Below are 24,740 nucleotides of genomic sequence, written 5' to 3'. Positions count from 1 at the left end.
TGCTTAGTTGACGCCCGAACGCACCGGCGGCGCAAAATCGCCGACGGCCTCGGCCAAGCGTTGGTCCTTACCGAGCAGATCAATCGCATCATTCAACACCGTTGCCGCCTCGACCAGCAGAAAATCTGGTTTGTCTTCCTGTGCCGTAGCGGTTTCCTCTTCCTTGACCTGCTCAGCCAGCGGACGCTCGTCCGCCTGCAGACCATCATCCGACTTCGAGCGATCAGCATCGAGTCCGGCGGCGATGCGCGCCTGTTTCCGGTCGGCCCGCTTCTTTTCCTGCGCATCGCGCTCTTTGCGGCGCTCACTTTCCAGCAGCGAAATCGTCTTCTTGTCGCGCTCGTTGTGATAGTCGGCCAAGTCCTGCTGCCACCAACGGTACTCGATGTTCTTGCCGATACGCGCCTCATGGCGCGCCGACAGCATCGGCAGCAATTGCTTGAGGTCGCCGCTCAGCTCGTACTGTGCCGGCTCAATGCTGGTCCAAGGCAGCGCGTTGTCGAGCGAGCTCTCGCCGTAGTCCAAGGCATCCCATGAGTCGGGGTATGCAATGTCGGGGCTCACGCCACGGTGCTGGGTCGAGCCGCCATTGATCCGAAAGAACTGCGCAATCGTCAGCTTGAGTTGGCCGAACTGCGCGGTCTCGTTTTGTGCCACGTGATCGAGATCGAACAGGTTCTGCACGGTGCCCTTGCCGAAGCTGGTTTGGCCGATGATCAGCGCCCGGCCGTAGTCCTGCAGCGCCGCCGCAAAAATCTCCGAGGCCGATGCCGATTCGCGATCAATCATCACTGCGAGCGGGCCATCCCAAGTGGTGCCCGTATTGCGATCCGCCTCAACCGAGATTCGGCCTTGCGCATCCTTGACCTGCACCACCGGGCCCTTGTCGATGAACAGCCCCGTCAAATCGGTTGCTTCCGTCAGCGAGCCGCCGCCGTTGCCGCGCAGGTCCATGACGATGCCGGCGACCTGTTGCTTCTTCAATTCGCCGATCAGTCGGGAAACGTCTGCTGTGCTCGACACAAAGTCGGCATCGCCCCGACGCTCGCCTTCGAAGTCGTGATAGAACGTCGGCAATGTGATCACACCGATCTTGCGCCCGCCTACGTCGATCACCGATTTCTTGGCGGCCTGCTCTTCAAGCTTGACCTTGTCGCGCGTGATTTCAATGCGCTGCGGTTTGCCATCGGGGCCCGCGTCGCCAGGCAGAATGTCGAGCTTGACCACGGTGCCTTTCTTGCCGCGGATCAGGTCAACCACGTCATCCAGGCGCCAGCCAACGACATCGACCATGGCTCCCGCCGCGCCCTGGCCGACAGCCAGCACGCGATCACCCACCTTGACCTTGCCCGACATGTCGGCCGGGCCACCTTTGACGATCGTGCGAATCGCCGTGTATTCGTCTTCGCGCTGCAAGACCGCACCAATGCCCTCCAGGGACAGGCGCATCTGCATATTGAAGTTTTCCGACGCACGTGGCGCCAGATAGTTCGTATGCGGCTCAATCTCGACCGCATAGGCGTTCATGAACGCCTGGAATACGTCTTCTTCGTCGATGTCGGCGGTCCGGTCGGCAAGCGTGTGGTAGCGCTTGCTCAGCGTATCCTGAATGGCCTTGGCGTCTTTGCCCGCCAACTTCAGGCGCAGCCAGTCGTTCTTCAGGCGCTTGCGCCAGACATCGTCGAGTTCGGCTGCGGATTTCGCCCACGGCAAGTCTTCGCGGTCGAACGCAAAGTCTTCATTGACCGAGAACTCAAAGCCCTTGGCGAGCATCGCATCGACCGCGGCAGCGCGCTCGCGTGTGCGACTGAGATAGCGATCGTAGATCTTGAACGGAATCGCGAGATCCTGTTCGAACACGGCATCGTCGAGTTCCAGCTTGTAGGCCGTGAACTCATCGATATCGGCTTGCAGAAAGAACATCTTGCCGCCATCAAGCGTTTCCAGATAGCGATTGAACATCCGCGCCGACATGGCGTCGTCCAGCGGCACCCGCTTGTAGTGGAAGCGCGTCAGAAACCGGGTGGCCCACAACGCGGCCTGCGCTTGCGCATTGGTCGGCGCCAAGTGCTTGGGCTTGGCCGCCTCAATGGCCGGCGTGCTCGCCGACAGCGTTGCACCAATTACCAAAGCCAGAAAATGCCATTTCATGCAAAACCTCGTCCTGTTTCGTGCTGTGAGCCTAGAGTCTTCAGGAAGTTCCGGGCTGTGGCGTAAGTCATGACCCGATCATAGCGCCAGTCCAGCGTCCGACAATGCGCTCCGAAATGTGAAGAACTCCCCAATTCGTGCGGCACGAGGCGGGCAAGTGCCTGATTCCGGTCGGTTCCTGAGTGTTGGCGGCGCGCATGAGGATGGTCACGTCGCGCCGTCTGGCAACAGCGTTGCCGCGGTTGCCGGGCCCATTCGTTCAGCAATGTTTACGGGAGACGCCGGTTTCGGCACAGCCCGCAAGACGGGTGACGATGTTCAGCGACGATCCGGCTTGACGATCTTCAGCTCCGGACTGATCCCCGTAAACTGCGGTGCCGGGCCATGACTGATCTTGAGCTTCGCGGGACGGTCGAAGACCAACTTTCCGCGCACGGCCGCGCCTTCCTGCAAATGCACAGTGGGACGGCCGCGTTTGCCTTCGCTCGGCTGATCATCGAGTCGGGCGATGCGCACATCGCCGACTTGGCCGCCCAGAGCGACGGCGAGCGTCTCGCCATAGAAGGTCACCGGGCCATCGATCCTGGCGCCTTTCTGGACTTGGATGTAACTGTTATAGACCGTGACTGGACCACTGATTACGGCGTTGGCTTCCAGCAGCAACGGGCCATTGCGAACTTCCACGGCGCCTCGCACGTGTGCGCTGTCTTTCAGTACCACCGCGCCGTTGACCACATTCAGCGCCGCTGCTTCCGCCCGTTCGGACAACACCACTGCGCCGTTGATCGTGCGGAGATGGCCGACCTTGGCCCCGGGCGGTACTTCCTGCCCCATGAACACCAATGTGGCGTCACCGAGCGTTTGATCCCGCGATAGCGCGGCGCCGGTAAACACGTAGACCGGCTCAATGCCATCCAGTTGCGGTTTCGTGATCAAACCCGCGGCGCCTGGCAATGGCTTGCAGGCCTTGGGCCGATCGCGGTCCATATTCAACGGTTCGTGCGGGGCGATTCCAAAGTACTCGGCCTGCACGCGGTTGCCGCGTTCGAGTTGCACGCAATGGCCCAGGTGCAAGCCGCCTGCAATGTGCACATCGTGAAGCAAATTGAGTTTTGGCAAATCGCGATTCTTGGACCGACGATCGGCACCCGGAAGCATCAACACCCGCCCCGGCAGTTTCAGGTTCGGCCCGATCCGATTCTGGTCAGAAAAACTGATGATGTCGCCGCCGATCGTGACATCCTTGCCGATCTGCAAATCGCAACCCAGGTTCACCACGTTGCCATCGACTCGAGCGGGGGCTTCAATCTGCAAGCTGCCGACACCGCAAAACACGTCGCCGGTGATCGTGCCAGCGAGAACCGCCTCGGCACTGTTCACACGAACCCCGGCGGCGTGACTGCCGGCCTTCATGACCAGACGACCATTGTCGACCAGAATCTGGTCGGCTCGGCTATCTGCATTCAGACTGATCTTGCCGGCGATCATGCTGAGATCTCCCGCGACCTCGCCCGCGGCTAGTTCGATCTCTTTGGCAAAGTGCACCCGCGCCGTCGCGGCGTCCGCGAAGCCGGGCAGGGCAGTCAATACAGTCAGAACAGCAGGTAGCAGACGCATGGTCGGTAGGTCCCTCAAAATTGGGCGTGGAAGCAGGTGGTGCGTCGATCACACGCGATGGATGCTGAACCGTTCCTGCTGGCCAGCTTCAGTGGCTCACCCCGAGACGTTCGGCAAGCCAAAAAAGCGTCGCGCGTTGTTGGTGGTGAGCGCTGCCAATTCTGCCAAAGGTTGTTGCCGAGCAGCCGCAATCCGCGCAGCAATGTGGCCGAGAAACATGGGCTCATTGCGCCGATGACTCAGTTTCACCGGCAGGTCGCGCGGCAGCAGATACGGCGCATCGGTTTCGATCAGCAGGCGATCGTTCGGAATGCTGCCCACCAGCTCAAGCAGATGCTGACCGCGACGCTCATCGCAAATCCAACCGGTAATGCCGATGTAGTAATCCTGGTCGAGATAGTTGAACAACGCGCGCCGGTCGCCCGTGAAGCAGTGCACGACCACCGGACCTACCGCATCACGGACGTTCTTCAGGCAAGCCAGAAAATCGTCATGCGCGTCTCGCTCATGCAGAAACAACGGCTTATTGAGTTGCGCGGCCCACTCCAAATGCCGCTCGAACGCGAACTGCTGCGCCGGGCGTGGCGATAGATCGCGGAAATAATCGAGCCCGGTTTCGCCGACCGCCACCATCGCCTCATGTTGCAGCAGTTCCAGAAACGCGGCTTCGGCATCGGCGTCGAATTCGGCAGCATGATGTGGATGCAGTCCGGCCGTTGCATACAAAAACCCAGGGTGCTCCGTGGCAATGCGCAATGCGTCGCGGGCACCGTCGACACTGGCGCCCGTCAATACTATCTGCACCACTTGGTGATCCCGGGCCCGCTGCAAAACGTCCGCCAGATCATGGCGAAAGGACTCGTGGCCCAGATTCGCGCCGATATCAATCAATTCCATGCCTGCACCAACACACTGAAGAATCCTGGTATTTCAGCAGCAAACGCCGGGATTCAGCCAGCACTGGCGCTTGCTCCCTGAACCAAGCCAAACCGGCTAAGCTCCGCGCGCCACAATTAACCACAAATTCAGCCGACGCGCGCCATCGTCCGCGCATCAGACCTCGTTCGGAATCGCTAAGACGGGCCTGGCGCTGGCGCGGACAGGATGCCGCAAAGAATTCAACCAAGCCGCTCGCCGCGGCTGTTATCTGCTGGTCGTGATCACTGATGGAGATTGCTATGAAATGGATGCAGAACCTGCTGGCCTCGGCCGCCCTGTTGCTGGCCGGCAGCACACAAGCCGCGTCGTATACGCCTGAGTCTGGCTTTTGGTGGAGCCCGGATGAGCCCGGCACCGGCCTATCGATTGAAATCGAGGACGATTTTGTCTACGTGGCCGCGTATCTGTACGACACCCAAGGCTTTCCCTATTGGTATATCGGCGATGGCAGGATCGTGGAGAATGGCTCCGGTGTGCTGAGTTTCACTGATAATCAAGTCACCAGTGCCACGGGCGGTCAGTGCTTGGGTTGCGTCTGGCGTGCGCCGACGATCTTCGCGACCGGTGGTGCGATGAGCATCGTGTTTGATCCGGCTGATGAAACGCGCGCCACGTTGACCTGGGGCGGTCAGGTCAAGACGATTCGGCGCTTGGACTACTACGACATCGGCTTCGGCACTGATGCTGAGAACCAGCGCTTGCTCGGCGAATGGCAGGTGATCCTCGATTTCTTCAACGTTGGCGGCACCTACGCGAACTACCCGTTCGTTGGCGACATTCTGATCATGGATGCGATCGATCGGGCGCCGAATCCGGATCTGTCGATTGGCTGTCGTCCGCGCAATTCCCTGGCCGCACACTGCACGTCATCGGATGACGCGATTCACGACATCGGGGCGTTTTACAACAGCACCGACAAGCGGAGCTACATCACGGTGCGCGATGCGTCGAATGTCTATTTCACCTACGTCGTCTATGTCGGCGTCCACCAGTTCGACGGTGTGGTGCAGGCCCATGCCAGCGGTCAGTTCAGCAATAACGGTACGTTCTATCCCGTTCGCGGTTTCCGCAGTGCCAGCCGCGCGATGGTGCAAACCGGTCGTGGCCCGGCCTCGATCGACAAATCGGCTGCCCCCTCCGGCGAACGCAGCATGATGCAGCAGATCATGGCCGGCAACGGCGGTGTGATGCCAAAGGGCATGACGGCGGCAGAAGTGAAGGCGCAGTTTGGCATCGACGTCACTGCTGCAGCCCCGATTGTCAACGCGAATACGGTGCGCATGGAAGCCAAGCGTCAGCACGCGGGCAACTAAGCGACGCCCGCGCACATCTCGCAGTCGTTCCGACAGGGCGGGCCATTGGTCCGCCCTGTTTCGTTTTGGCGGCAGCGGAGTGAAGTTGGGTGTATTGTCCCGGCTGAACTTGAATCCCGGGATTTGACCCCAAGCTCCGGTCCATGATTGATCTCACACCTGCCGAGCTGACGCCGGCGCAAATTCGTGAACAGGATCGCCAGTTTTGGCGCGGCGTGTGGCTGAGCGTCGGTTTTACCGCCTTGCTCTGGTTGATTGAATGGGCGCATCGCGTGTTCAGCCTGGACCTCAGGCCCTTTGCTGTCGTGCCGCGCGAGTGGCCGGGTCTGCTTGGTGTCCTGACGTCGCCTTTGGTCCACGGTGGCCCAGAGCATCTCGCGGCCAACTCCGTCGGCATCCTGATGCTCGGCACCTTGATGTTGTTTCGTTACCCGCAGTCCTCGAAGCTCGCGATTCCGCTGATCTGGATGGTGGCGGGTTTCGGCACGTGGCTCATTGGACGCCCCTCGTTTCACATTGGCGCGAGTGGCGTCACGCACGGGCTGATGTTCTTTCTGTTCCTGGCCGGTTTGATTCGTCGTGACCGTCTGGCCATTGCCGCGATGTTGGCGGCGATGCTGTTTTTTGGCGGCATGTTCTTCACGATTCTGCCGCGCGAGTCGGGCGTGTCGTTCGAGGCGCATCTCTCGGGCGCCATTGGCGGCCTGATCGCGGCATTGCTGACCCTGAAGCGCGACCCGGCACCACCGCGGCGCAAATACAGTTGGGAAATTGAGGAAGAGCTGGAAAGCGAATTGGCGAAGATGGACCGCGAGACCCTGGAGCCTGCGCGACCCGTGCAGGTGAACCCGATCTGGGACGGCCCGCGCTCGATTCGCGAACGCCTGCAAGGCGACGCGCCCGGACAAGTGATCGAATTCCGGCGTCGGGTGCCGGTGCGGGATGCGAATGCCGACCATGACGACGAGCCACCAACGCGGCACTGACAACGACACTGACGCTGTGGGATGACGTGCCATCATGCGCGCAGATGTCCTGACACGGATTGTCAGCAGCCCGCTTGCTCAACCAATGGACTCGGCGCAAGCTCTATCGCCCATCAATGCGCTGGAGCGTGCCATGAGTCATCAAAGCAATCTCGCCGGATTCATCATCGACTGCAAGACCGACGATCTGGAAGCCGCCGCGAACTTCTGGGCCGCCGCTCTGCGGATGCAGAAGATCGCGCTGCCGGGCGATGAGGGGACGCAGTACGTCCGCCTACAGGACCCGAACTTGCCGCTGCATATCGAAGTACAGAAAGTGACCCATGAGAGTCGCGTGCATCTCGACATTGAGTCCGATGATATCGAGGCCGAAGTTCAACGCCTGGAAGCGCTCGGTGCGACGCGGGTCAAACAGATCCACACATGGTGGGTCATGCAGGCGCCCACGGGGCAGCGATTCTGTGTTGTGCGGAAGAAAAACTGATCGGGTGGGCCCCTCAACGTTCGGCAACCACGTCGTACGCATTCAGCGTGGTCCTAGCCTTGATTTTGCAGCACCTGCAAGCGCTCGACCGTGCCAACGTCCTCCCAGGGGCCGTCGTAGCGGTCAACACTGATTCGTTGGGCAGCAAGCTCCTGCAGCCACCAGTCGACGATGGACCCACGATGTGGCAGACCTTGCAGGCGATCCGGTCGGTAGACGGCATAGCCCGCAAACGTATGCGGTGCGGACTGTTCGGGCAGCAGTTTGGTCGCGAGCGATTCGAACGGTCCGGCCTGGCGAAATGGCGGTAGCGGGCGAAGCAGCAAATGCGCCGAATGGTCCACCGTTCGCGGGAGCGCGCCCAACGGAAATTCGCTCCAGATATCGCCGTTGAGGCAGATGAACGGGTCTTCGCCCAGGAGCGGCAGCGCGGCGCGAATGCCGCCGCCTGTCTCCAACGGCCACGATCCCTCAAAGCTGTATTGCAAACGAACGCCGCAAGCCTCGCCACCCAGTGATTCTGGAAACCGGTGCGCGAGCCACGCCGTGTTGATGACGGCCTCGCGGACGCCAATTGCTGCCAGGCGCTCCAAGTGGCGCTGCACCAGCGATTGCGCGCCAACCCGAAGCAGGGGCTTCGGGTTGGACCAAGTCAGCGGGCGCATGCGCTCGCCGAGGCCGGCGCACAGGATCAATGCGCGCATCAGCGGCTCTGACTCCGGTTCATTGGCCGATCTGGTGGCGGCGACGCGCTTCCTGGATGCGTTCGCGGACCGTCGCGCTGAGGCGACTATCGGCTTCGGCGCGTTCGAAAATGCCCGCCAGCACGCGCTTTTCGTCGGCGTCGATGATCTGATCGCGTAGTGCTAGTCCCAGCAAGAAATTCAGTTCGCTCTCATCGACGGTGCCATCGTTGGAAAACACCTTGATGGCATTCCACGCGATCTCAATATAGCTCTTGGGTTGAATCGTCATCGGGTCACTCGGTTGTTGGGGACGGCTTTACGTTTGCCTCGGGTGGCATGGCCGCGAATGTCACCGAGACCGTGACCTGAACGTCATGACCGACCCAGTCCGGATCGGCCCAATCGCCAGTACCGAGATCGAAGTCGAGTCGGTTCAGATGCACGACGCTGTCCAGCTTGGCGGTTTCACCGTTGACTGTCCAGGTGAACGGGAAGGCGATCGCCTTCTGCTTTGCGTGAATGATCAGCGTCGCCGGCAGCTCAAAGCGGCCATCAGTCAGCCGTTTGCCGCCAGTCGCCGAGAGCTGCGCGAACGGTTGGCGCTCGGTGTCGAACCACTCCGCGCTCTGGAGCGCAGCGTCGCGCTCTTCCAGTTGCGAGTCCGCTGAGCGCAGGTCGATCTGGACGTCGAGCTGGCTCTGCTCAGGATGCGCCGGATCAAACTTGAGCTTGACGGTGAATGCTTTGAACGTGCCGGTAAAGGGCTCGCCTTGTTGCGTGCCCGAGAAGGTCAGGCTGCCCGATGTCATGTGCCAGTCGGTGGTTGCGGCAGCGGCAGCGTGTCCCGCCAACGTCAGCAACACCGCGACGAACGGAACGACCAAATTCCTGAACATACCTGCCATCCTCCCAGTCAACTGCTTCCAGATGCATTATCCGCGCCACGAAAACATCCTGCCAAGCGGCAAGTCCCGATCCCACCAATGATGTTTCAGCGCGGCGCCAACGTGCAGCAGCAATACCAGCATCAGCGTCCAGCAGAGGCCCACATGCAGCGTTTGCAACAGGGGTTTCAGCGCCGGATTCGGCGCAATCAGATTCGGCATACTGAGCCACCCAAACCACCGAAGCTTGAGGCCGCTCGCACTGTGATAGAGCCAACCTGATACCGGAACGGCGCACATCAGCAAGTACAGCAACCCATGCCCGATGTGCGCGGCCAGACGCTGCCAAATGGGCAGACTGTTCGGAAGCGCAGGCGCGCCATCCCGCCAGCGCCAGAACAATCGGGCCACCAGCAGTGCGAGCACCACCAGACCGATCAGCTTGTGCCAACTGAACGCCTGAAACTTGCGACTGATCGGCTCGATCGACTCAAGACTCAGGCCGAGCCACAGGTTGCCGAGGATCAGCGTCGCCATCGACGCGTGCAACAGCCGCAATGACGGGCTGTAGCGCGCGGCAGGTGCGACCGGGCTGTTCACTTCTTTGGCCCGCGGAGTTTCGCTTTGCGGATCCCTTCCACTTCGAGCGAAATCTGGACGTCATCGCCAATATCCGGAATCAAGCGCGTCATGCCGAAGTCGGAGCGCTTGATTTTGGTCTTGGCCGAGAACCCCGCGACAAACGCCTGCGAATACTTGTGCGTCGCGAGCCGGTTGAACTGGAGGTCCAGCACGACCGGCTGGCTCTGGCCCAGGACGGTCAGCGTCCCGCGGAGCTGACCCGATGTGCTGCCAGCGGGCAGATCGAGGCCAAGACAGCGGAATTCGATGCGCGGATGTTCGGCGACGTTGAACCAGTCTTTGCCGAGCATGGTTTGATTCCACTTGGCATCGTCCATGTCGATGCTGGCGACATCGATGCTGATCTGGCACGCCGCATCCTCTGGGCGATCCGGGTCAAACTCGAAACTGCCGTCAAACCCATGAAACTCACCTTCCGACATCGAAAAGCCAAGATGACTGACCTGAAACTGCAATTGTGTATGCACCGGATCCAGGCGGAATTCGTCGGTAGCCATTACGATCGACGACGTGAGCAACAGCAGCATTGAAGCGAGACCACGCATGGCGAGGATGTCCTTCTTTCGAAACTTGGGATGTGGGATCGGCTGGTGGGCAGCTGACCGCCGCGAACTTACGGGCACCACCAAGCATGATGGAGTCCGGGGGGATTCGCCAAGCACCGGTGCGCGCCCCTATTCATGGCTTCGGGCATTCGCCGGGCTCTGCTTGATGCTGGTGGCGGTCACCGTGTTTGCGGCGGCCGAGCCGCGTTTTCGTCGCTTTGGGATTGAGGACGGGTTGCCTGCCGGTTGGGTCACCGAAATGACCGAGGACCGCGATGGCTACTTGTGGCTAGCAACCCGCGATGGGCTCGCTCGATATGATGGGGTGAACTTCAAGCGGTATCAGTTTGATCCGCGAAATCCAGACGGTATTCCCTGCGCTGACGTGCAGACCGTGTTCCAGACCAGCCAGGGTCGCATCCTGGTTGGATGCAGCGACACGGGTCTTGCCGAACTGGTCGATGCGGAGTCAGGACGATTCCGTCGCTTTGCGACCGAAGCCAAAGTGATCGGACTGGACGACTGGTCGGTGTTCACGATCGACGAAGATGCAAAAGGCCAAGTCTGGTTGGGAACCTATTACGAAGGCGTGATCCGATTTGATCCGAGCTCGGGGGCATTGAGTCGGCTCAGTGATCTGCAAACCTTGCCCGAGTCGTTGCATCACGCAGTCGTCATTGAGCTGTTGATTCACGATGGCCTGCTGCATGCCGGCACCAGCGCCGGGCTTTGGATCATCGCGCCTGGAACAAGGGTGCTCACCGAAACGCCGCTGTTTGCCGCCGACACGGTCAGTAGCCTGATGCATGATGGCGACGCGGTCCTTGTGGCAGCATCTCTGCATGTCCATCGCGTGGTTGTGGCAGATGCTGCGGTGCGAAGTGAGCCGTTGCCCATCGCGATTCCAAACTATGTCGATGGGCTGGCGCGAGATCGTCAGGGAATCCTTTGGATCGCCACGCTGGCTGGTGTCATCGAAGCGCCACCGACCGGGCCGACGCGGCTCGTTGCATCCCGGCGTGCGGTGACCTCCTCGTTGCCGGACAACAAGCTGACCGACGCCTTGATCGATCGCGAAGGCGGACTGTGGCTCTCGACGAGTGGCGCCGGCATTGCGTACCTGCGGCCAGACTGGCAACGCTTTGAGATATTCGAGAACGACCCGCTGGACCCGGGGAGTCTGCCGTCCGATCGCATGCAGGCCGTGGCGATCTGTCCGGATGGCAGCCAGTTTGCAATCAGCCTGGCTGGCGACCTGGTGCGGCTCGATCCCAGTCTCGTTCGAATTGGACGATTACCGCTGACCGCCGTCACGGCGTTGCATTGCGATCGCCAGGGACAGCTTTGGGTCGGGGCTGACACGGGCTTGCAGCAGGTTGATCAATCCGGCACCGTCCGGCGCCGGTTCAGTACCGCCGATGGTTTGCCGCCTGGGCGCGTTGGCTTGATCGCCGATGGCGCGAATGGCGACATATGGTTGGCCACCACCGCGAGTGGAGTCGCGCGCTTGCAGGCGGATGGCGCAGTACTCACGCTGCAAACGCGCGAGCAAGGCATTGTGGTGCCGAGCTTCGAACAACTGCTGCTGGCCCCGGATCAACGCATGTGGTTGGCCGATGGACAAGGGCTGCGCGTGTTTGATCCGGCGTGCGCGTGTCTTCGCGGCGTCGAGGGCATCCTGCATCGGGTCGAAACGTTCGCGTTCATCGACCGAACGCGCTTGCTCGCCTTCAGCGCGGGCGAACTGATTGAATTGGAGATCGTCGACGCCACCCACTTACGCGAGCGCCGCCGTCTGGGCGCTGCCGACGGCCTGCCACCCACAGCCGCCGCCAGTCTGTTGCCGGTGGCCAAGGAACGCTTTTGGCTGACCACTGCCCGTGGTTTGTACGATATCGATCTGCATCGTGGCCGGGCGCTGCAGATTGCGCCGCATCTCGGCAGCGCGTTGCAGTTCGGCTTACGGCCCACCGCGCAGGTTCGTGATGGCGTATTCCTGGATGCGACGCTTTCTGGCGTGATGCGTACCCGAACCGTTTCGTCGGGCCTGCAACTGCCCGCACCGGTGCTGCGGCTGCAGGCTGCAACGGTCGAACATGACGACGGCAGTCGCTCGCAGTGGCCAGCCGGTGGCGTGTGGTCGCTGGCCCATGACGATCGCAATCTGCAAGTGTCGGCCCGCTTGCTATCTCTGTTGGAGGCAAGCGGGAACCGCTACTGGTATTGGCTCGAAGGCAGCGAGAGCGGTTACGGTCAGGCAAGCGATCACCCGTTTCGGGAATTTGCACGGCTGCCGCCAGGCGACTACCGGCTTCACGTCCGTGCCGAAAACAGTGTGGGGATGCCAGCGTCGGTAGAACTGATACAAAACCTCATCGTCCGCCCGCCGTGGTGGCGAACGTGGGTTGCTTATGCAGGCTACGCGGTGTTGGTCATCGCCTTGGTCCTTCTGATTCTGAAGGCCTATCAGAGACAGCTGAAGGCTAGGCATCACTTGCAGATGCAAGCCATGCGCGCCGAGCTTGCGGCGAAAGCGGATCAAGCCAAGACCGAGTTCCTGGCCGATATCGGTCACGAAATCCGAACGCCCATGAGTGGCGTGCTCGGCATGGCCGACCTGTTGCTCGGCGAGTCGCTGACCGACACCCAAAACCGTTGGGTCCAGACCATCAAGCGGTCGGGGCAGTACATGCTGTCGTTGATCAATGACCTGCTCGATCTGTCCCGGATTGAAGCCGGGCAGCTGCTGCTGACACCGACACCGGTCAGGCTTGCCGAGTTGCTCCACGATGTCGCGCAGATGGAAGCGAGTCTGCTGGCCGCCAAGCAGCAGACGCTGCAAATTGACTGTCCGCCAACCCTTGAACTTCAGGTCGATGGCAAGCGCCTTCGGCAGATTCTGATCAATCTCCTAGGCAATGCGTGCAAGTTCACCCCGCATGGCGGCGCGATCCGCATCGTCGTCACGGTTTCGGACACCGAGATCGAGATCGCGGTTCACGATCAGGGGCCGGGCCTCAGTGCCGATGAACGAGCCCGGTTGTTCGCGCGCTTTGCGCAAACCGATCTCGGCCGAAGCCAAGGTGGGTCAGGGCTCGGGCTCGCGATCTGTCAGCGCCTGGTGCATGCGATGGCGGGCACGATCAACTTGGTCTCCGAGCCGGGCCAGGGCAGTACCTTTGTCGTGCAACTGCCGGGGAGCATGCGTTTGCCAGAGGCCGTCGGATCAACGCCGGAAGCACGCGATCGGCCGTCCGCCGGGCTCGAAGGGCTCCAAGTGCTCGTCGTGGAGGATGACCCAGTGCTCGCCGAGATTCTGTTGAAACTCATCGCGCGACTCGGAGTGCATGCCAGGCTGGCGCCGCAGGCGTTGAGTGCCTTGGCAGAGCTGGCGACGGCGCCGGTCGATGTCGTGCTCAGCGATCTGGACCTGCCGGGCGTCGACGGCCTGGCCTTGGCCGGCATGATCCGCCAGCAATTTCCTTCGGTACGACTGGTGGCCATGACGGCACGCGTGGATTCCGAAGCGGCGACGGCAGCGTTGGCTGCCGGCTTTCAGAAATTCGCCCGGAAGCCCTTGGATCCTGATGCGCTGCGGGACCTACTCAGTCCGTGAGTGACCTCACGTTGATAGCGCCCAAAAACAAAGCCGACCTTGCGGCCGGCTTTGTTTGACCGATCAGGCTGCTGCGACACAGCCTGCCGAGGTGGCAGTCGGCGTTACTGCGTCATCACGCTCACGTTGTCGACCACAAAGCTGGTCGCCACTTGCGAGCCTTCGACACCCAGGAAGTACACGCGAATCGTCTGGCCCTTGTAGGCCGCGAGACTGAAGCTCTTCTGGCTGTAGCCACCGGCCGCGTTCAGATTCGAATACGTGGCCAGCGTTGCCAGCACAGTGTTCGAACTGTTGCGGACCTGGACCTTGAGTGTGTCAAAGGCCTGAGTCGTCGTGGTCTCGTCCGTTGCCACATCGAGGTAGAACGTCAAGGTGGCGCTCGTAGCCGTCGATGGAATCGTGATCGTTTGATAGACCGAGTCCGTATGCGTCGCGCCATAACCGTTCAGCCAGGCTTTCCACGTCCCGGCATACGCGGCAAAGCCGGTGTCATTCGTGATCACGCCACTCGTGGCCGTCCAGCTGCTTGTGCCCGATTCAAAGCCACCATTGACGATCTTCTCAGTCGCGGTGCTGTTGCTGATCGTGAAGTTCACGGCCGACGAGGTGCCGATGTTGTTGGCGGCGTCGTAGGCCTTTGCCGTGAGGCTATGGCTGCCATTCGTCAACGCGGTCGAGTTGAACGTGATGCTGTACGGCGACGTGGTGTCGGTGCCGCGCAGCACATTGTCGATGTAGAACTCGACCTTGCTGACGCCAATGTTGTCGGCCGCTGTCGCTGACAATGTAATCGTGCCAGTCGTCCCCGATTCGGAAGCCGTCGCAGTCGGCGGCGTCGTGTCAGCCGTCGTGTTGCTGATCGAGAAGTTGACGGCCGTCGACGTGCCCACGTTGCTCGCCGCATCGTAAGCCTTGGCGGTCAGGCTGTGGCTGCCGTTGGCCAAATTCGCCGAGTTGAACGTGATGCTGTACGGCGAGGTGTTGTCGCTGCCGCGCAGCACGTTGTCGATATAGAACTCGACATTCGTGACACCGACATTGTCCGACGCCGTGGCCGACAACGTGATCGTGCCGCTGGTACCCGCTTCCGAGGCGGAAACGGTCGGGGCCGTCGTGTCGCCACCGCCGCCACCGCTGCCCTGGGTCACCCACACCGGCGCCGACCACAGGACCTTGCCATCGTCCTGGGTGATCTTTGCGTAGTAGAAGTGATCGCCGGTGCTCGGCGTCGTGGTGAAATTGGCCGACGACGACGCCAGCGTGACGGTGCCACCGCGACGCGGGACGCCTTCATAAATCTGCACCGACGATACCGAGCGACCAGCGCTGTTGGCGTACAGTACGACCAGATTCAACGCGCCCGAGTTGTTGAACTTCGAGCCCATGACGTTGCCATTGGCGGTCAGGATGATTTGCGAGTTCTTGTCACTTGACGCAAACACGCGGCGGGCCTTCATCGCGTCAACCAGAGCGGTCTGCGTAAAGCTGGTGCCGGTCGGGATCAGAATGCCGGTGCGATTTGTCCAGCTTGCGCCCCAGTTTGCGCAGTGGTTGTCCTGGTTCGTCGTGGGCGCAACGCGGAACCCGTTCTCCAGGAACTTGTTGAACGCCCCTTCATATGTGCTGCGACCCGTCTCGGTTTCGGTCGTGTTGTTCGAAAATGCCGAGGTGTTCAGGATCTCTGCGGCAACCATGACTTCTTCGCCGTCGACGTGATAGCCAAACACCGTTGTGCCAATCTTGAACTGGTCCGACGTATCGGGGTGGTTGAACTGGCCAATCCAGCCCCGAGCGCGCATCGTCGTATACAGGCTCGCGTAGTCGTTCTTGGCGACAAAAATATCGCCGAGCAACTGGTTCGAGCTGTTGTATTCCCAGGCGGCAAGTTTGTCGGCGTTGACAATATTCAAGTGTCCGCCGTTGGAAATGACGCCCCATTCCATGCCATACAGCGCAACGAAGCCCGGGTTGTTGTTGCTATACGTCGTCTTGCCTGCCACACCCGCGGCGTAGCGATTGATGGCCGTGGTGGGCGACGCGCCGGTGTTGGTGCCGGACGAGCCATCGAAGTAGTGGTTGTGCTCCGATTCCAGCAGGAAATCGAGGCCACGCGAATCGGCATACGTCCACGCATCGGTCGGGCCGAACTGGCCGCTCTGCGCCGACTGCGAGGACGAGCAGGTCGAGACGTTGCCGCCGCCATCCGAGTCGTTGCTTTGCCCGTGCAAGTTGCCGTAGTAAATGGTGTAGGGCAGGGAACCGGTGGCGCCCGTCGCCTTGTCGGCCGTACTGCTGGTCGGCAATGCGCGGAAATCGGGCATGGCGATCTTCGGCGGCGTGCCGATATGGATTTCCCATTCCTGCACGTGGGCGTGGTCGGCCTTGGCGAGTGCCGCGTCAACGCGCTTGGCCAGACTGTCGCCCAGGCCTTTGTGCGTGGTCGGATCACCGCTGCTTGCGGTCATCCGGACCTTGTAGAAGCCGCTGGCCAGCGCCTTGTCAGCACCATCGCGGCCATTCCACGGTACATTGACTTCGATCTGCTTTTGGAACAGTCGTTCCTCGCCGACAAACTGCCGCAGCACGTTGCTGCCGTCGCGGTTCAGGATTTCGACCTTCCAGGCCACCGTCGACGGATCGGCGGCGTCCATGTAGCTGAAATACAGTTTGAAATCGCGGGCTTCGTTACTGACGCCGCGGAACGGGGCATAGATCGACGCTTCAAATTCATGGTGGTCAAGACTGACCGCCGACGCCGAACCAGCAGAGATGGCCACCAGCAGGCCGAGTGCAAGCGTGCGCAGAGGCGCGCGCAGATGAGACAGCTTCACGTTGTTTCTCCCGGGTGAATATCAAATCAAGCCAAGGGAGCTTCCATGCCCGGGTAGCCATGACACTGGCCCACCCATGCTTTATGACGCCGCTTTCCAGGCAGCGCCGATCGGGTATCTGTGAGTTGGCGCCGACCATCGAAAATGGCCGGCGCTACGCGTCCCTGATCCACTGGTCTGCAACCGATTTCTAGGGGCGGTTCGTCAGCCAGATCGCCTTTATAGCTAAAAACTGTGACAAAAGCTTGACGCGCCGCGTCGTAAGGGCGAAATCACGCCGTTCCCGCGGTTTGCGGCGGACCAGGGCGGGGCGCATTGCGATCCGGGTGGGCGGCGCGCCGGAGTGGCCCGAGGTCACCAAATCCAAAGAGTGATCGCGACTTGGGCATGCGGCGGCGGCGGTCGAGCATCGTCGGAAGTCATTGATTGCACAACTCATTGAGCCATGACTGACGACCTGGATTCTCGTTTTTCTTCCAAGTTGTCCGCTTTGTTCAAGCCCGCCGCCCTTGGCAAAACTAAGGTTGCCGAAACGGGGAGGCTCGTTGGTTTGACTGGCGGCCTTGGGCAGACGTCCCGACGCGTTTGCCAAAGGTCGCCAGTCGAACCGCTTTCAGGGGCTGGCCCGGTCCACTTACTCATGAGGCAGATTCGACATGGATGTCCGTCCGCAAGCCCACGCGTTGCATGCCCGCCTATCCCAAGGGTCTCACGTCATGACCGGCACCGACTGCCACCGCCGCCTGCGGGCGCGAGGCAGCTTGATCTGGGGCGTCGCAACGTTGCTGTTCTCGGTGCTCAGTCTGCCGGTTTGCGCCGATGTCCAAATCGATGGCGTCTGGCACGCCGACGAATGGCAGGATGCGCAGCATGTCACTGATTTCCGGCAGGTGCAGCCGACGCTCGGCGGTGACGTGCCCGACGCGCTTCGCGTCGAGGCCTGGTTCAAGTCCACGCCCCAAGGCGTCGCTGCGGCAATGAAGGCCAGGCATCCCGATTCGGTGCCTCGAACCGAAACACGCATGCAGCGGGACGGTCACCAGTCGGTTGATCGGGCCAACTTCATGATCGATTTCGATGGCGATGCGCGCTCGGCGTATGTGTTCACGTTGACCCAGGCGGGCGACATCATCGACCACGCGTTGACCAACGAAAATCAGCTGAACACCGATTGGGACGGCGAATGGGCCTACGCCGCGCATCGCGATGGCGAAAACGTCGTCTTTGAATGGCTGATCCCGTGGACCACGGCAGCAATGCGCCCCGATGAAGGCGGTCAACGCAAAGTCCGGATCCTGTTCGATCGCGTGATCGCCGCGACGGGCCAGCGCTTTGCGTGGCCGGAAGCGCTGCTGACGCAACCGGTGTTCATGTCACGGTGGGCCGAACGCACAATTCCGTCGTACTCCCAACGGCTCTTGGCGGTCACGCCGTATGTGGTTGCGGGCTACGACCTCAAGGCGCGTGACCCAGAATTCAAGACGGGCGCCGATCTGTTTTGGAAACCGAATGCCAACCACCAGTTCGCAGCCACGCTGAACCCCGATTTCGGTCAGGTGGAGAGCGATCAACTGGTGGTCAACTTCGATGCCATCGAAACGTTCTTTGTCGACAAGCGCCCGTTCTTCATCGACAACCAGACCGCTTTCGAAGGCAGCCAGCCGGGCGCGTCGTTGTTCTATACCAGGCGAGTCGGCGGGCCGAGCGATGACGGCGAGGGTGCCAGCGACATCGACGCCGCCGTCAAGGCCAATGGCCAATTTGGGGCGTTGGGCTATGCCGGTTTTGCCGCGACCGAGTCGGGCGAGGCCGGTCGCGAGTTCTATCTTGGGCGCCTCAGCTATGGCGATGATGACTGGAACGTCCGATTGACCCAAACGTGGACCGACCGACCTGCTCTGGATCGCACGGCTGGCGTGACCGGATTGCATGCGCGCGTTCGGCCGCGACCGGGCTGGTCGATCGATGCAGGCATCATGCACAGCGATATCACGCAAGGCGACGCGAGCAGTCGCGACAGCCATATGGGCGCCCGAATCGACGTGGATCCAGAAGGGCCAACGCGCCATGCCGTCGAACTGGTTCACACGGGCGCGGCATTCGATCCGAACGACCTGGGCTACCAGGCCCGGAACAACCAGAACTATGCGAACTACGCATTCACGTACCGACAAGATCAAGTCGACAGTGAGCGGTTTGCGAGTCATGAATGGACAGCTGGCGTGCAATGGCAGGGTAACGATCAAGGCGTCACGCTGATGCGCCGAATCGACGCCTGGCGCTCCTCGCAGACGCACGATGGCGGCACGTGGTATTCGCGGCTGAGCTGGCAGTTTCCAGGTATCGACGACCTGATCTCCCGCGACAACGGTTTGGTGCCGACGCAATCGGGGCCCAGTCTCGAAATCTCCCGCGAGGTGCCCAGGCAGGGCAACTGGTCGCAGAGCTACAGCTTCTATGCATTCCCGAACACGCGCACCGGGCACAGTTGGATGGCAGGGTTGCAGCCGCGTTATCACGTATCAGATCGACTCAGCGTTGATCTCGGCCTTTACGCCTGGCGTCAAGACGGTTGGCTGCTGTGGCAGGGCGATCGCGACTTTACGGAGTTCGACGCAAAGCGCGTGGAGCTCTACAGCAATCTGAACTGGTTCCCTGCTGATCGGCATGAGTTCCGCATCAAGTTGCAGGCCATTGCGATCGACGCTGAAGCCGCCGCAGGACTGATGCTCGGCAGCCATCGCAACTGGCTGGCCGGCAACCCCGATCCGGAAGACTTCAGCCTGCAGCAGCTCGGCTTGCAGCTTCGCTATCGCTACAAGTTGGGTCATCAGCGCGACCTGTTCGTCGTCTACGGCCGTGGTGGCTTCGGTTTCGATACTGGGCCAGGTCAGCTCGGCGACGTGTTCCAGGACGCGTTCAGCCTTCGGGACGACGATCGGTTGTTGATCAAGCTGGCGTATCGGTTTGCGCCGGGTTGATTGCGCCGCTGCGAGTCGTCCGAAACACGCTCACGACGCTGCTGTCCCCGTGATCGTGACGCGTCGATGGCTGCGTGGAGTAACGGGTGTTACGGAGATGCTTCCCAATGCCGTCCGGAAGCGCCTTAGCCCGATCAGCACTGTACGAGCCCGCTTTGTACTGCCACGCTGCAAGTCGACCATCGGCACCCAAGGCACGGCAGCGTCACCAGTGAACATGCGTAGCAGAGCGACCGACGCCGCCGAACCCCGGTTGCCGGAAATTCCGGCGAGCTTTTTCGTGCCGCAGCGGCTTTGGACGCTCGCCGAAGGCCTGCGGATTGAAGAATATCGGCCGGCCGAGTTCGAAGCACTGCCAAGCCACGATCACCCAATGCTGGTGATCAATGTGATGTTGACGGGCGTACTGCACGAAACCGTGCACGGTCGTACCCATACGCTTAAGGCCGGTATGTTGAGTGTGTTGCCGCCAGATTGTGCGCACCAAGTGCGCGCTGCCGTCGCCGGAACCCGCGTGTTGCACCTTGAGATCGAGCCGGTCTGGCTGCGGCGCACGCCTGCTCTGGGTCAACGGGCCTTCGCGTACCGAACCGAGCAAGGGCCATTGGTGGTGCAGCTGACCACCAGGCTGGTGGACGAAATCCAGCGGCAGGATCCCTTCTCCTCGCCCGTGATCGAAGCGTTGGTGGTCGATGCACTGTGCCAGTTGTGCCGGCTGGAGCAACAGCCGAATACCAGTCCGGTGTGGCTGAAGGCGTTGATTCAAGACGTCAGCAGCGCGCCGGAGTCGGCACCGAGCCTGGACCAGGTGGCGCGCCGACAAGGCATTCATTTGCAAACGGCGAGCCGCCTGTTCAAGCGCCATGTCGGTCAGGGCTACAAGGCGTTCCTGCTCGCGCAGCGCGTCATCCGGGCCTGCGCGTGGCTGACCGAGCATCCGGAGTGGGACCTCGCCTATCTCGCGAATCGACTGGGCTTTGCCGATCAGAGCCACTTCACCCGCGTGTTTCGGGCCCATCGCGGCCAAACGCCTGCGCAGTTTCGGAGTCAGGCCCGGCAGGTGTGATTTCGGTTCATTGCGCGACGTAAGATATTGATTGTATCGGCAACCCCGTATCTGGTTCAGGCTCGGATCACGGCGTCGCCTCAGCAAGCTGCTACCCTGTCGACCGCTTTTTGGTCAACCAACAACTTTGCTCGCCCATTTTGTCCAACGCGAAATCAAGGAACGCTTCCTCGGCACCGTCTCCGGCGGCGCCTGGTTGCTGATTGGCCCGTTGCTGACGCTGGCGGCCTATCTGTTTGTGTTTGCCGAAGTCATGCGGGTGCGCCTGAACGCAGACGCCGGCGACAGCTTCGTGGTGTTTCTGGCGCTCGGGCTCTGGCCCTGGTTCGCGTTTTCCGAAAGCATTTTGCGTGGCACGGTGTCGATCCGCCAGAACGCGGCGTTGATCGGCAAGATCGCGATTGATCGTCAGATGCTGGTGCAGGCCTCCGTGCTGTCCGCGTTCCTGATTCATGGAATCGGGTTTCTGCTGGTGCTCATTGTGCTCGCGGTCTCCGGGTTCGCGCTGTCGTTTGCGCAACTGTGGTGGGTGCTGATCGGGCTCGCCGGTCTTGCGTTGACCGCCTACGGACTCGCACTGCTGCTCGCCGCTGCAGCGGTATTTCTGCGCGACATCGAGTCGGTGCTCGCGCAAATCCTGATGCTCTTCATGCTGCTGACGCCCATCTTCTTTCCGCCAAGCCAGATCCCGGCCCGTTTCGCTTGGTTCGTATCGCTGAACCCGCTCGCGGTGTGGATCGGCTGTATCCGCGGTGGCTTGTTGGAGCGTGGCCTGCCCACCACGAGCAGCCTGTTGTGGGCAACCGCGCTCGCGGTGCTGGCGTTGCTGATCGGGCGCTTTGTCTTTCGCCGTGCCGCACCGCACTTCGAGGACTACCTGTGAGCGCCGAAACACTGATTGCGCTGAACGGCGTCAGCAAGTCGTTTCCGAAGGTCGCCAAGGCGGGCGATCGGCTGCGGGCACTCGCATCGCTGCTGCTCGGCCGGACCCCGGGCAGACAGACCACGGTGCTGGACGGCATTGATCTGACCATTCAGCGCGGCCAGTCAGTTGGGTTGATCGGCCAGAATGGTGCCGGCAAGTCGACGCTCCTGAAGATCATCACGGGCGTCTACGGCGCCACGACGGGCACGGTCCAACGTGTGGGCAGTATCGCGCCGTTGCTGGAACTGGGCGCTGGGTTTCATCCTGATCACACCGGCCGCGAGAATCTGCGCACGAATGCCCTGCTGCTGGGCATGAGCCAAGCTGAGCTCAAACAGCGCGAGGCGGACATCATCGCGTTCGCCGATATCGGCAGCTACATCGACGAACCCGTCAAGCACTACAGCTCCGGCATGGTGGTGCGCCTGGGTTTTGCGGTAATTGCCGCATTGAAGCCGGATTTGCTGATCACGGACGAAGTGCTCGCCGTGGGTGATGAGTCGTTTCAAAAAAAGTGTGTGCGCTGGATGGAACGCTACCTCGCCGATGGCGGCACGTTGGTGCTGGTCAGCCACAGCATGTATCACATCCAGAAGCTTTGCCAGCACGCCATCTGGCTCGATGGCGGGCGCATCAGAAAGCAGGGCGACGTGTTCGAAGTGACGCAGGACTACCTGGCGTTTCACGAACGCAAAGCCGCTGCGGCTGGCCTCGATCAACGCATAACGGCATCGGGCGAATATGCCGTCACGCGGTTCGCGCTGAATGGTGACGCGAGCAATCTGCCGATTGAGCTGCAACAAGATCAAGACCTCGTGATCGAGGTGGAACTTCGAGGCCGTGACGATCGGGCCCCCGTGTTCGGAATTGGCTTCAAACGTGGCGATGGCACCGCGATTTACGGCACGGGTAGCGAGTTTGATCGCGCGCCAGCGACCCGACTTGAGGCCGGACGCTTTGCGTGGACGCTCAAGTTCTCAAAGCTCTGCCTGCTGCCCGGAACCTACGTGGTCACGGCGCATGCACTGGACCCAGAGGGCGTGCGTCTGTTTGATGATCTACCTCGTACGTTGATCATTCGCGGCCGCACGCAGGAACTGGGTTCGATCCGACTCGCGCATGAATGGCTGCCGCCCGCATGATCACGGTCATTGTGCCCGTCTACGGCGCGGCAACGGTGGTACAGGCGTGTCTGGCCAGTCTGCAGGGCGAGATTGATGCCGCGCACCAACTATTGGTCATCGACGATGCCTCACCAGATCCGGCAATGCCGAGTCTGCTGACTGAAGCGCTAAAGCCATTTGGCGCGCACGCCCGTGTCATCTTGCAAACTGAAAACCGAGGCTTTGTCGGGACCGTCAACCACGGTATGGCCGAATCGTCGGGCGATGTGATCTTGCTGAACTCCGATACCGTTGCCAGTCCTGGCTTCATGCATCGAATCCGCGAGTGTGCCGCCACCGATGCGCGGATAGCGACGATCACGCCGTTCTCGAACAACGCCGAAATCTGCTCGTTTCCCGAACTTTGCAAAGCCGGACCGCTTCCAGACGACCTGCCGACCATTGCGAAAGCGGCCGCGACGCTGTCGAATCAAGACTTCATCGACCTCCCAACGGGCGTTGGCTTTTGCATGTGGATCAATCGCGCGGCGCTCGTTGCGCTCGGCGATTTCGATCAGGCCACGTTTGGCAAAGGCTATGGCGAGGAAAACGACTTCTGCCAGCGCGCGCGCGCTTTCGGTTGGCGCAACGTCCTCTGTCACCGCGCTTATGTGGCGCATCGTGGCGGGGAATCCTTTGCGGCGACCAGTCACCGTCCGAATGGCGAGGCACTGCGCCGCTTGTTGAGTCGCTACCCGCGTTACAATCAGCAGGTCGCTGAGTTCATTGCCGCTGACCCGCCGAAAGTCTGGCGCACCCAACTGGCCGCGGCACTGTCGGTCTGAACCACTGACCGCCGTCTTTTCCACTGCAACCAGGATACTCAGCTTGTCGGCCCTGCCATTCACCGGAGAACGCTTCACCCCCGAGTGCGTACGCGAGATGTGGTACGAGCACTGGCATCGTTACGCGTTTGCGTTGCCCGTTCTGGCTGGCAAGCGCGTGCTCGATTGCGCGTGCGGAGAAGGCTATGGATCGGCCATGCTGGCCACGCGCGCCGCAGAAGTCGACGGCGTCGATCTGAGCGCCGAGGCGATCCTGCATGCCAAGGCCCGCTACGGTGCGGCACCGAATCTCCGGTTTCATCAGGGCAACGCGCTGGAGTTGCCGTTTGCCGATCACCAATTTGATGCCGTGGTCTCGTTCGAGACCTTGGAGCACTTGGTCGAGCAGGAGCAATTGCTCGCTGGTTTTCGGCGCGTGCTGAAACCGGACGGGTTCCTGCTGATCTCGTCGCCGGATAAGCGCGTGTACTCGGATCTGACCGGTTATCAGAACGAGTTCCATTTGAAGGAGCTCTATCGAGATGAGCTCATCGATCTGTTGCAGCGGTTTTTCCCTGCCACGCGGGTATTCGGCCAGAAGCTGATGTTTCAGTCGACCATCGTTGCCGAAGACGGTCATTTCGAGCGTGCGACGGTGGCGTTTGGCGAGGCTGGGAGCAGCGCGGTCACCGAAGCGTTTGCACTCGACCCGGTGTACTTCATCGTTGCCTGCGCGGCGCGAGCAGACGCGCTGCCCGCGCTGCCCGGCTTGCATGGGTTCTCGGATCAAAGCGAGAGCGTTTACCGGCACTACGAACATGAAATCCGCAAGAACATGCAGGCCGGGCAAATGCTGATCGACCGCGATGAGCGGATCGCAAAGCTGGAAGCCGAACTTGATGTGACAAAGCGCGCCTTGGCTGATGCGGCCAACGCGACCGCATCCGTATCGGGAAACACGCCGGCCGCATTGCCGTTCTGGCGTCGGTGGTTTAGATGAGCGGTCGGATGACCGGCCCCAACGCGGCAACTTTTGTGGCACCCCTGTATTCAGGTACTGCCCAAAGTGCAGCCGCGCTTGCATACTCGTGGTCTCGCGCAGCTGCCAAGGCGCTGAACCGGTTTTGATTTTGCGGACTTAGAA

19 protein-coding genes are annotated in these 24,740 nt (G+C 61.2%); 10 read left to right on the top strand and 9 right to left on the bottom strand.

Features of this window, described 5'->3' with window-relative positions; all coding sequences use genetic code 11:
• Positions 1-3: 3 nt before the first annotated feature.
• The 3 genes from C7S18_RS18180 to C7S18_RS18170 all read right to left on the bottom strand — a co-directional run bounded on the left by C7S18_RS18180 (position 4) and on the right by C7S18_RS18170 (position 4,665).
• The gene (locus C7S18_RS18180; RefSeq protein WP_106892900.1) at positions 4-2,151 is read right to left on the bottom strand and encodes a carboxy terminal-processing peptidase; all 2,148 of its coding nucleotides are present in this window, start codon (positions 2,149-2,151) and stop codon (positions 4-6) included.
• A gap of 318 nt (positions 2,152-2,469) precedes the next feature.
• Positions 2,470-3,768 (bottom strand): polymer-forming cytoskeletal protein, encoded by a 1,299-nt coding sequence (locus C7S18_RS18175; RefSeq protein WP_106892899.1) that lies wholly within the window; start codon positions 3,766-3,768, stop codon positions 2,470-2,472.
• A 96-nt stretch (positions 3,769-3,864) separates the two neighbouring features.
• Entirely contained in the window at positions 3,865-4,665 is an 801-nt protein-coding gene (locus tag C7S18_RS18170; RefSeq protein WP_106892898.1) for a TatD family hydrolase, read from the bottom strand.
• A 281-nt stretch (positions 4,666-4,946) separates the two neighbouring features.
• Between C7S18_RS18170 and C7S18_RS18165 the strand changes: the two genes are divergently transcribed.
• From C7S18_RS18165 to C7S18_RS18155, 3 genes are all read left to right on the top strand, one after another.
• Positions 4,947-6,020 (top strand): hypothetical protein, encoded by a 1,074-nt coding sequence (locus tag C7S18_RS18165; RefSeq protein ID WP_106892897.1) that lies wholly within the window; start codon positions 4,947-4,949, stop codon positions 6,018-6,020.
• A gap of 143 nt (positions 6,021-6,163) precedes the next feature.
• A complete protein-coding gene (locus C7S18_RS18160; protein WP_106892896.1) occupies positions 6,164-7,006 on the top strand; it encodes a rhomboid family intramembrane serine protease in 843 nt (280 codons plus the stop codon).
• Between the two features lie 133 nt (positions 7,007-7,139).
• Positions 7,140-7,490 (top strand): VOC family protein, encoded by a 351-nt coding sequence (locus C7S18_RS18155; protein WP_106894097.1) that lies wholly within the window; start codon positions 7,140-7,142, stop codon positions 7,488-7,490.
• A 53-nt stretch (positions 7,491-7,543) separates the two neighbouring features.
• On the opposite strand, the gene C7S18_RS18150 is transcribed toward C7S18_RS18155, so the two are convergent.
• From C7S18_RS18150 to C7S18_RS18130, 5 genes are read right to left on the bottom strand one after another with little or no spacing between them, the layout of a single operon-like run.
• Entirely contained in the window at positions 7,544-8,194 is a 651-nt protein-coding gene (locus tag C7S18_RS18150; RefSeq protein WP_106892895.1) for a nucleotidyltransferase family protein, read from the bottom strand.
• A 19-nt stretch (positions 8,195-8,213) separates the two neighbouring features.
• The gene (locus tag C7S18_RS18145) at positions 8,214-8,465 is read right to left on the bottom strand and encodes a hypothetical protein (protein WP_106892894.1); all 252 of its coding nucleotides are present in this window, start codon (positions 8,463-8,465) and stop codon (positions 8,214-8,216) included.
• A 4-nt stretch (positions 8,466-8,469) separates the two neighbouring features.
• On the bottom strand, positions 8,470-9,072 hold the full coding sequence (locus C7S18_RS18140) for a YceI family protein (RefSeq protein ID WP_170113346.1): 603 nt from the start codon (positions 9,070-9,072) through the stop codon (positions 8,470-8,472).
• 36 nt (positions 9,073-9,108) lie between these two features.
• Positions 9,109-9,660, bottom strand: coding sequence for a cytochrome b (locus C7S18_RS18135; RefSeq protein ID WP_106892892.1), 552 nt, complete (start codon positions 9,658-9,660; stop codon positions 9,109-9,111).
• Positions 9,657-10,247 (bottom strand): YceI family protein, encoded by a 591-nt coding sequence (locus C7S18_RS18130; protein WP_106892891.1) that lies wholly within the window; start codon positions 10,245-10,247, stop codon positions 9,657-9,659. The genes C7S18_RS18135 and C7S18_RS18130 overlap by 4 nt, the downstream gene beginning before the upstream one ends.
• On the opposite strand from C7S18_RS18130, the gene C7S18_RS18125 reads away from it, so the two are divergent.
• Positions 10,246-13,863, top strand: coding sequence for a hybrid sensor histidine kinase/response regulator (locus C7S18_RS18125; RefSeq protein WP_106892890.1), 3,618 nt, complete (start codon positions 10,246-10,248; stop codon positions 13,861-13,863). The two genes, C7S18_RS18130 and C7S18_RS18125, sit on opposite strands and share 2 nt — an antisense overlap.
• Before the next feature lie 104 nt (positions 13,864-13,967).
• Here C7S18_RS18125 and C7S18_RS18120 read toward each other — a convergent pair whose 3' ends face one another.
• The gene (locus C7S18_RS18120; protein WP_240623927.1) at positions 13,968-16,697 is read right to left on the bottom strand and encodes an Ig-like domain-containing protein; all 2,730 of its coding nucleotides are present in this window, start codon (positions 16,695-16,697) and stop codon (positions 13,968-13,970) included.
• Positions 16,698-17,353: 656 nt separating this feature from the next.
• On the opposite strand from C7S18_RS18120, the gene C7S18_RS18115 reads away from it, so the two are divergent.
• The 6 genes from C7S18_RS18115 to C7S18_RS18090 all read left to right on the top strand — a co-directional run bounded on the left by C7S18_RS18115 (position 17,354) and on the right by C7S18_RS18090 (position 24,596).
• A complete protein-coding gene (locus C7S18_RS18115) occupies positions 17,354-19,678 on the top strand; it encodes a DUF5916 domain-containing protein (protein ID WP_146151997.1) in 2,325 nt (774 codons plus the stop codon).
• Positions 19,679-19,895: 217 nt separating this feature from the next.
• Positions 19,896-20,744 (top strand): helix-turn-helix transcriptional regulator, encoded by an 849-nt coding sequence (locus C7S18_RS18110; protein ID WP_170113345.1) that lies wholly within the window; start codon positions 19,896-19,898, stop codon positions 20,742-20,744.
• Between the two features lie 127 nt (positions 20,745-20,871).
• Positions 20,872-21,627: an ABC transporter permease gene (locus tag C7S18_RS18105; RefSeq protein ID WP_170113344.1), complete on the top strand. Its 756-nt coding sequence runs from the start codon at positions 20,872-20,874 to the stop codon at positions 21,625-21,627.
• Positions 21,624-22,811: an ABC transporter ATP-binding protein gene (locus tag C7S18_RS18100; protein WP_106892886.1), complete on the top strand. Its 1,188-nt coding sequence runs from the start codon at positions 21,624-21,626 to the stop codon at positions 22,809-22,811. The genes C7S18_RS18105 and C7S18_RS18100 overlap by 4 nt, the downstream gene beginning before the upstream one ends.
• Positions 22,793-23,617 carry a glycosyltransferase family 2 protein gene (locus C7S18_RS18095; RefSeq protein ID WP_106892885.1) on the top strand — a complete coding sequence of 275 codons (825 nt, stop codon included), beginning with the start codon at positions 22,793-22,795 and terminating at the stop codon, positions 23,615-23,617. The genes C7S18_RS18100 and C7S18_RS18095 overlap by 19 nt, the downstream gene beginning before the upstream one ends.
• A gap of 157 nt (positions 23,618-23,774) precedes the next feature.
• Positions 23,775-24,596, top strand: coding sequence for a class I SAM-dependent methyltransferase (locus tag C7S18_RS18090; RefSeq protein WP_425481108.1), 822 nt, complete (start codon positions 23,775-23,777; stop codon positions 24,594-24,596).
• Positions 24,597-24,740: the final 144 nt, after the last annotated feature.

The organism is Ahniella affigens (assembly GCF_003015185.1).
GTDB lineage: Bacteria > Pseudomonadota > Gammaproteobacteria > Xanthomonadales > Ahniellaceae > Ahniella > Ahniella affigens.
This window is presented reverse-complemented; position numbering and strand designations above follow the sequence as displayed.

Coding starts and splice junctions, on each gene's coding strand:
- C7S18_RS18180 (WP_106892900.1), bottom strand. CDS start 2,151: ATGAAATGGCATTTTCTGGCTTTGGTAATTGGTGCAACGCTGTCGGCG.
- C7S18_RS18175 (WP_106892899.1), bottom strand. CDS start 3,768: ATGCGTCTGCTACCTGCTGTTCTGACTGTATTGACTGCCCTGCCCGGC.
- C7S18_RS18170 (WP_106892898.1), bottom strand. CDS start 4,665: ATGGAATTGATTGATATCGGCGCGAATCTGGGCCACGAGTCCTTTCGC.
- C7S18_RS18165 (WP_106892897.1), top strand. CDS start 4,947: ATGAAATGGATGCAGAACCTGCTGGCCTCGGCCGCCCTGTTGCTGGCC.
- C7S18_RS18160 (WP_106892896.1), top strand. CDS start 6,164: ATGATTGATCTCACACCTGCCGAGCTGACGCCGGCGCAAATTCGTGAA.
- C7S18_RS18155 (WP_106894097.1), top strand. CDS start 7,140: ATGAGTCATCAAAGCAATCTCGCCGGATTCATCATCGACTGCAAGACC.
- C7S18_RS18150 (WP_106892895.1), bottom strand. CDS start 8,194: ATGCGCGCATTGATCCTGTGCGCCGGCCTCGGCGAGCGCATGCGCCCG.
- C7S18_RS18145 (WP_106892894.1), bottom strand. CDS start 8,465: ATGACGATTCAACCCAAGAGCTATATTGAGATCGCGTGGAATGCCATC.
- C7S18_RS18140 (WP_170113346.1), bottom strand. CDS start 9,072: ATGTTCAGGAATTTGGTCGTTCCGTTCGTCGCGGTGTTGCTGACGTTG.
- C7S18_RS18125 (WP_106892890.1), top strand. CDS start 10,246: ATGGCGAGGATGTCCTTCTTTCGAAACTTGGGATGTGGGATCGGCTGG.
- C7S18_RS18130 (WP_106892891.1), bottom strand. CDS start 10,247: ATGCGTGGTCTCGCTTCAATGCTGCTGTTGCTCACGTCGTCGATCGTA.
- C7S18_RS18115 (WP_146151997.1), top strand. CDS start 17,354: ATGGATGTCCGTCCGCAAGCCCACGCGTTGCATGCCCGCCTATCCCAA.
- C7S18_RS18110 (WP_170113345.1), top strand. CDS start 19,896: ATGCGTAGCAGAGCGACCGACGCCGCCGAACCCCGGTTGCCGGAAATT.
- C7S18_RS18095 (WP_106892885.1), top strand. CDS start 22,793: ATGGCTGCCGCCCGCATGATCACGGTCATTGTGCCCGTCTACGGCGCG.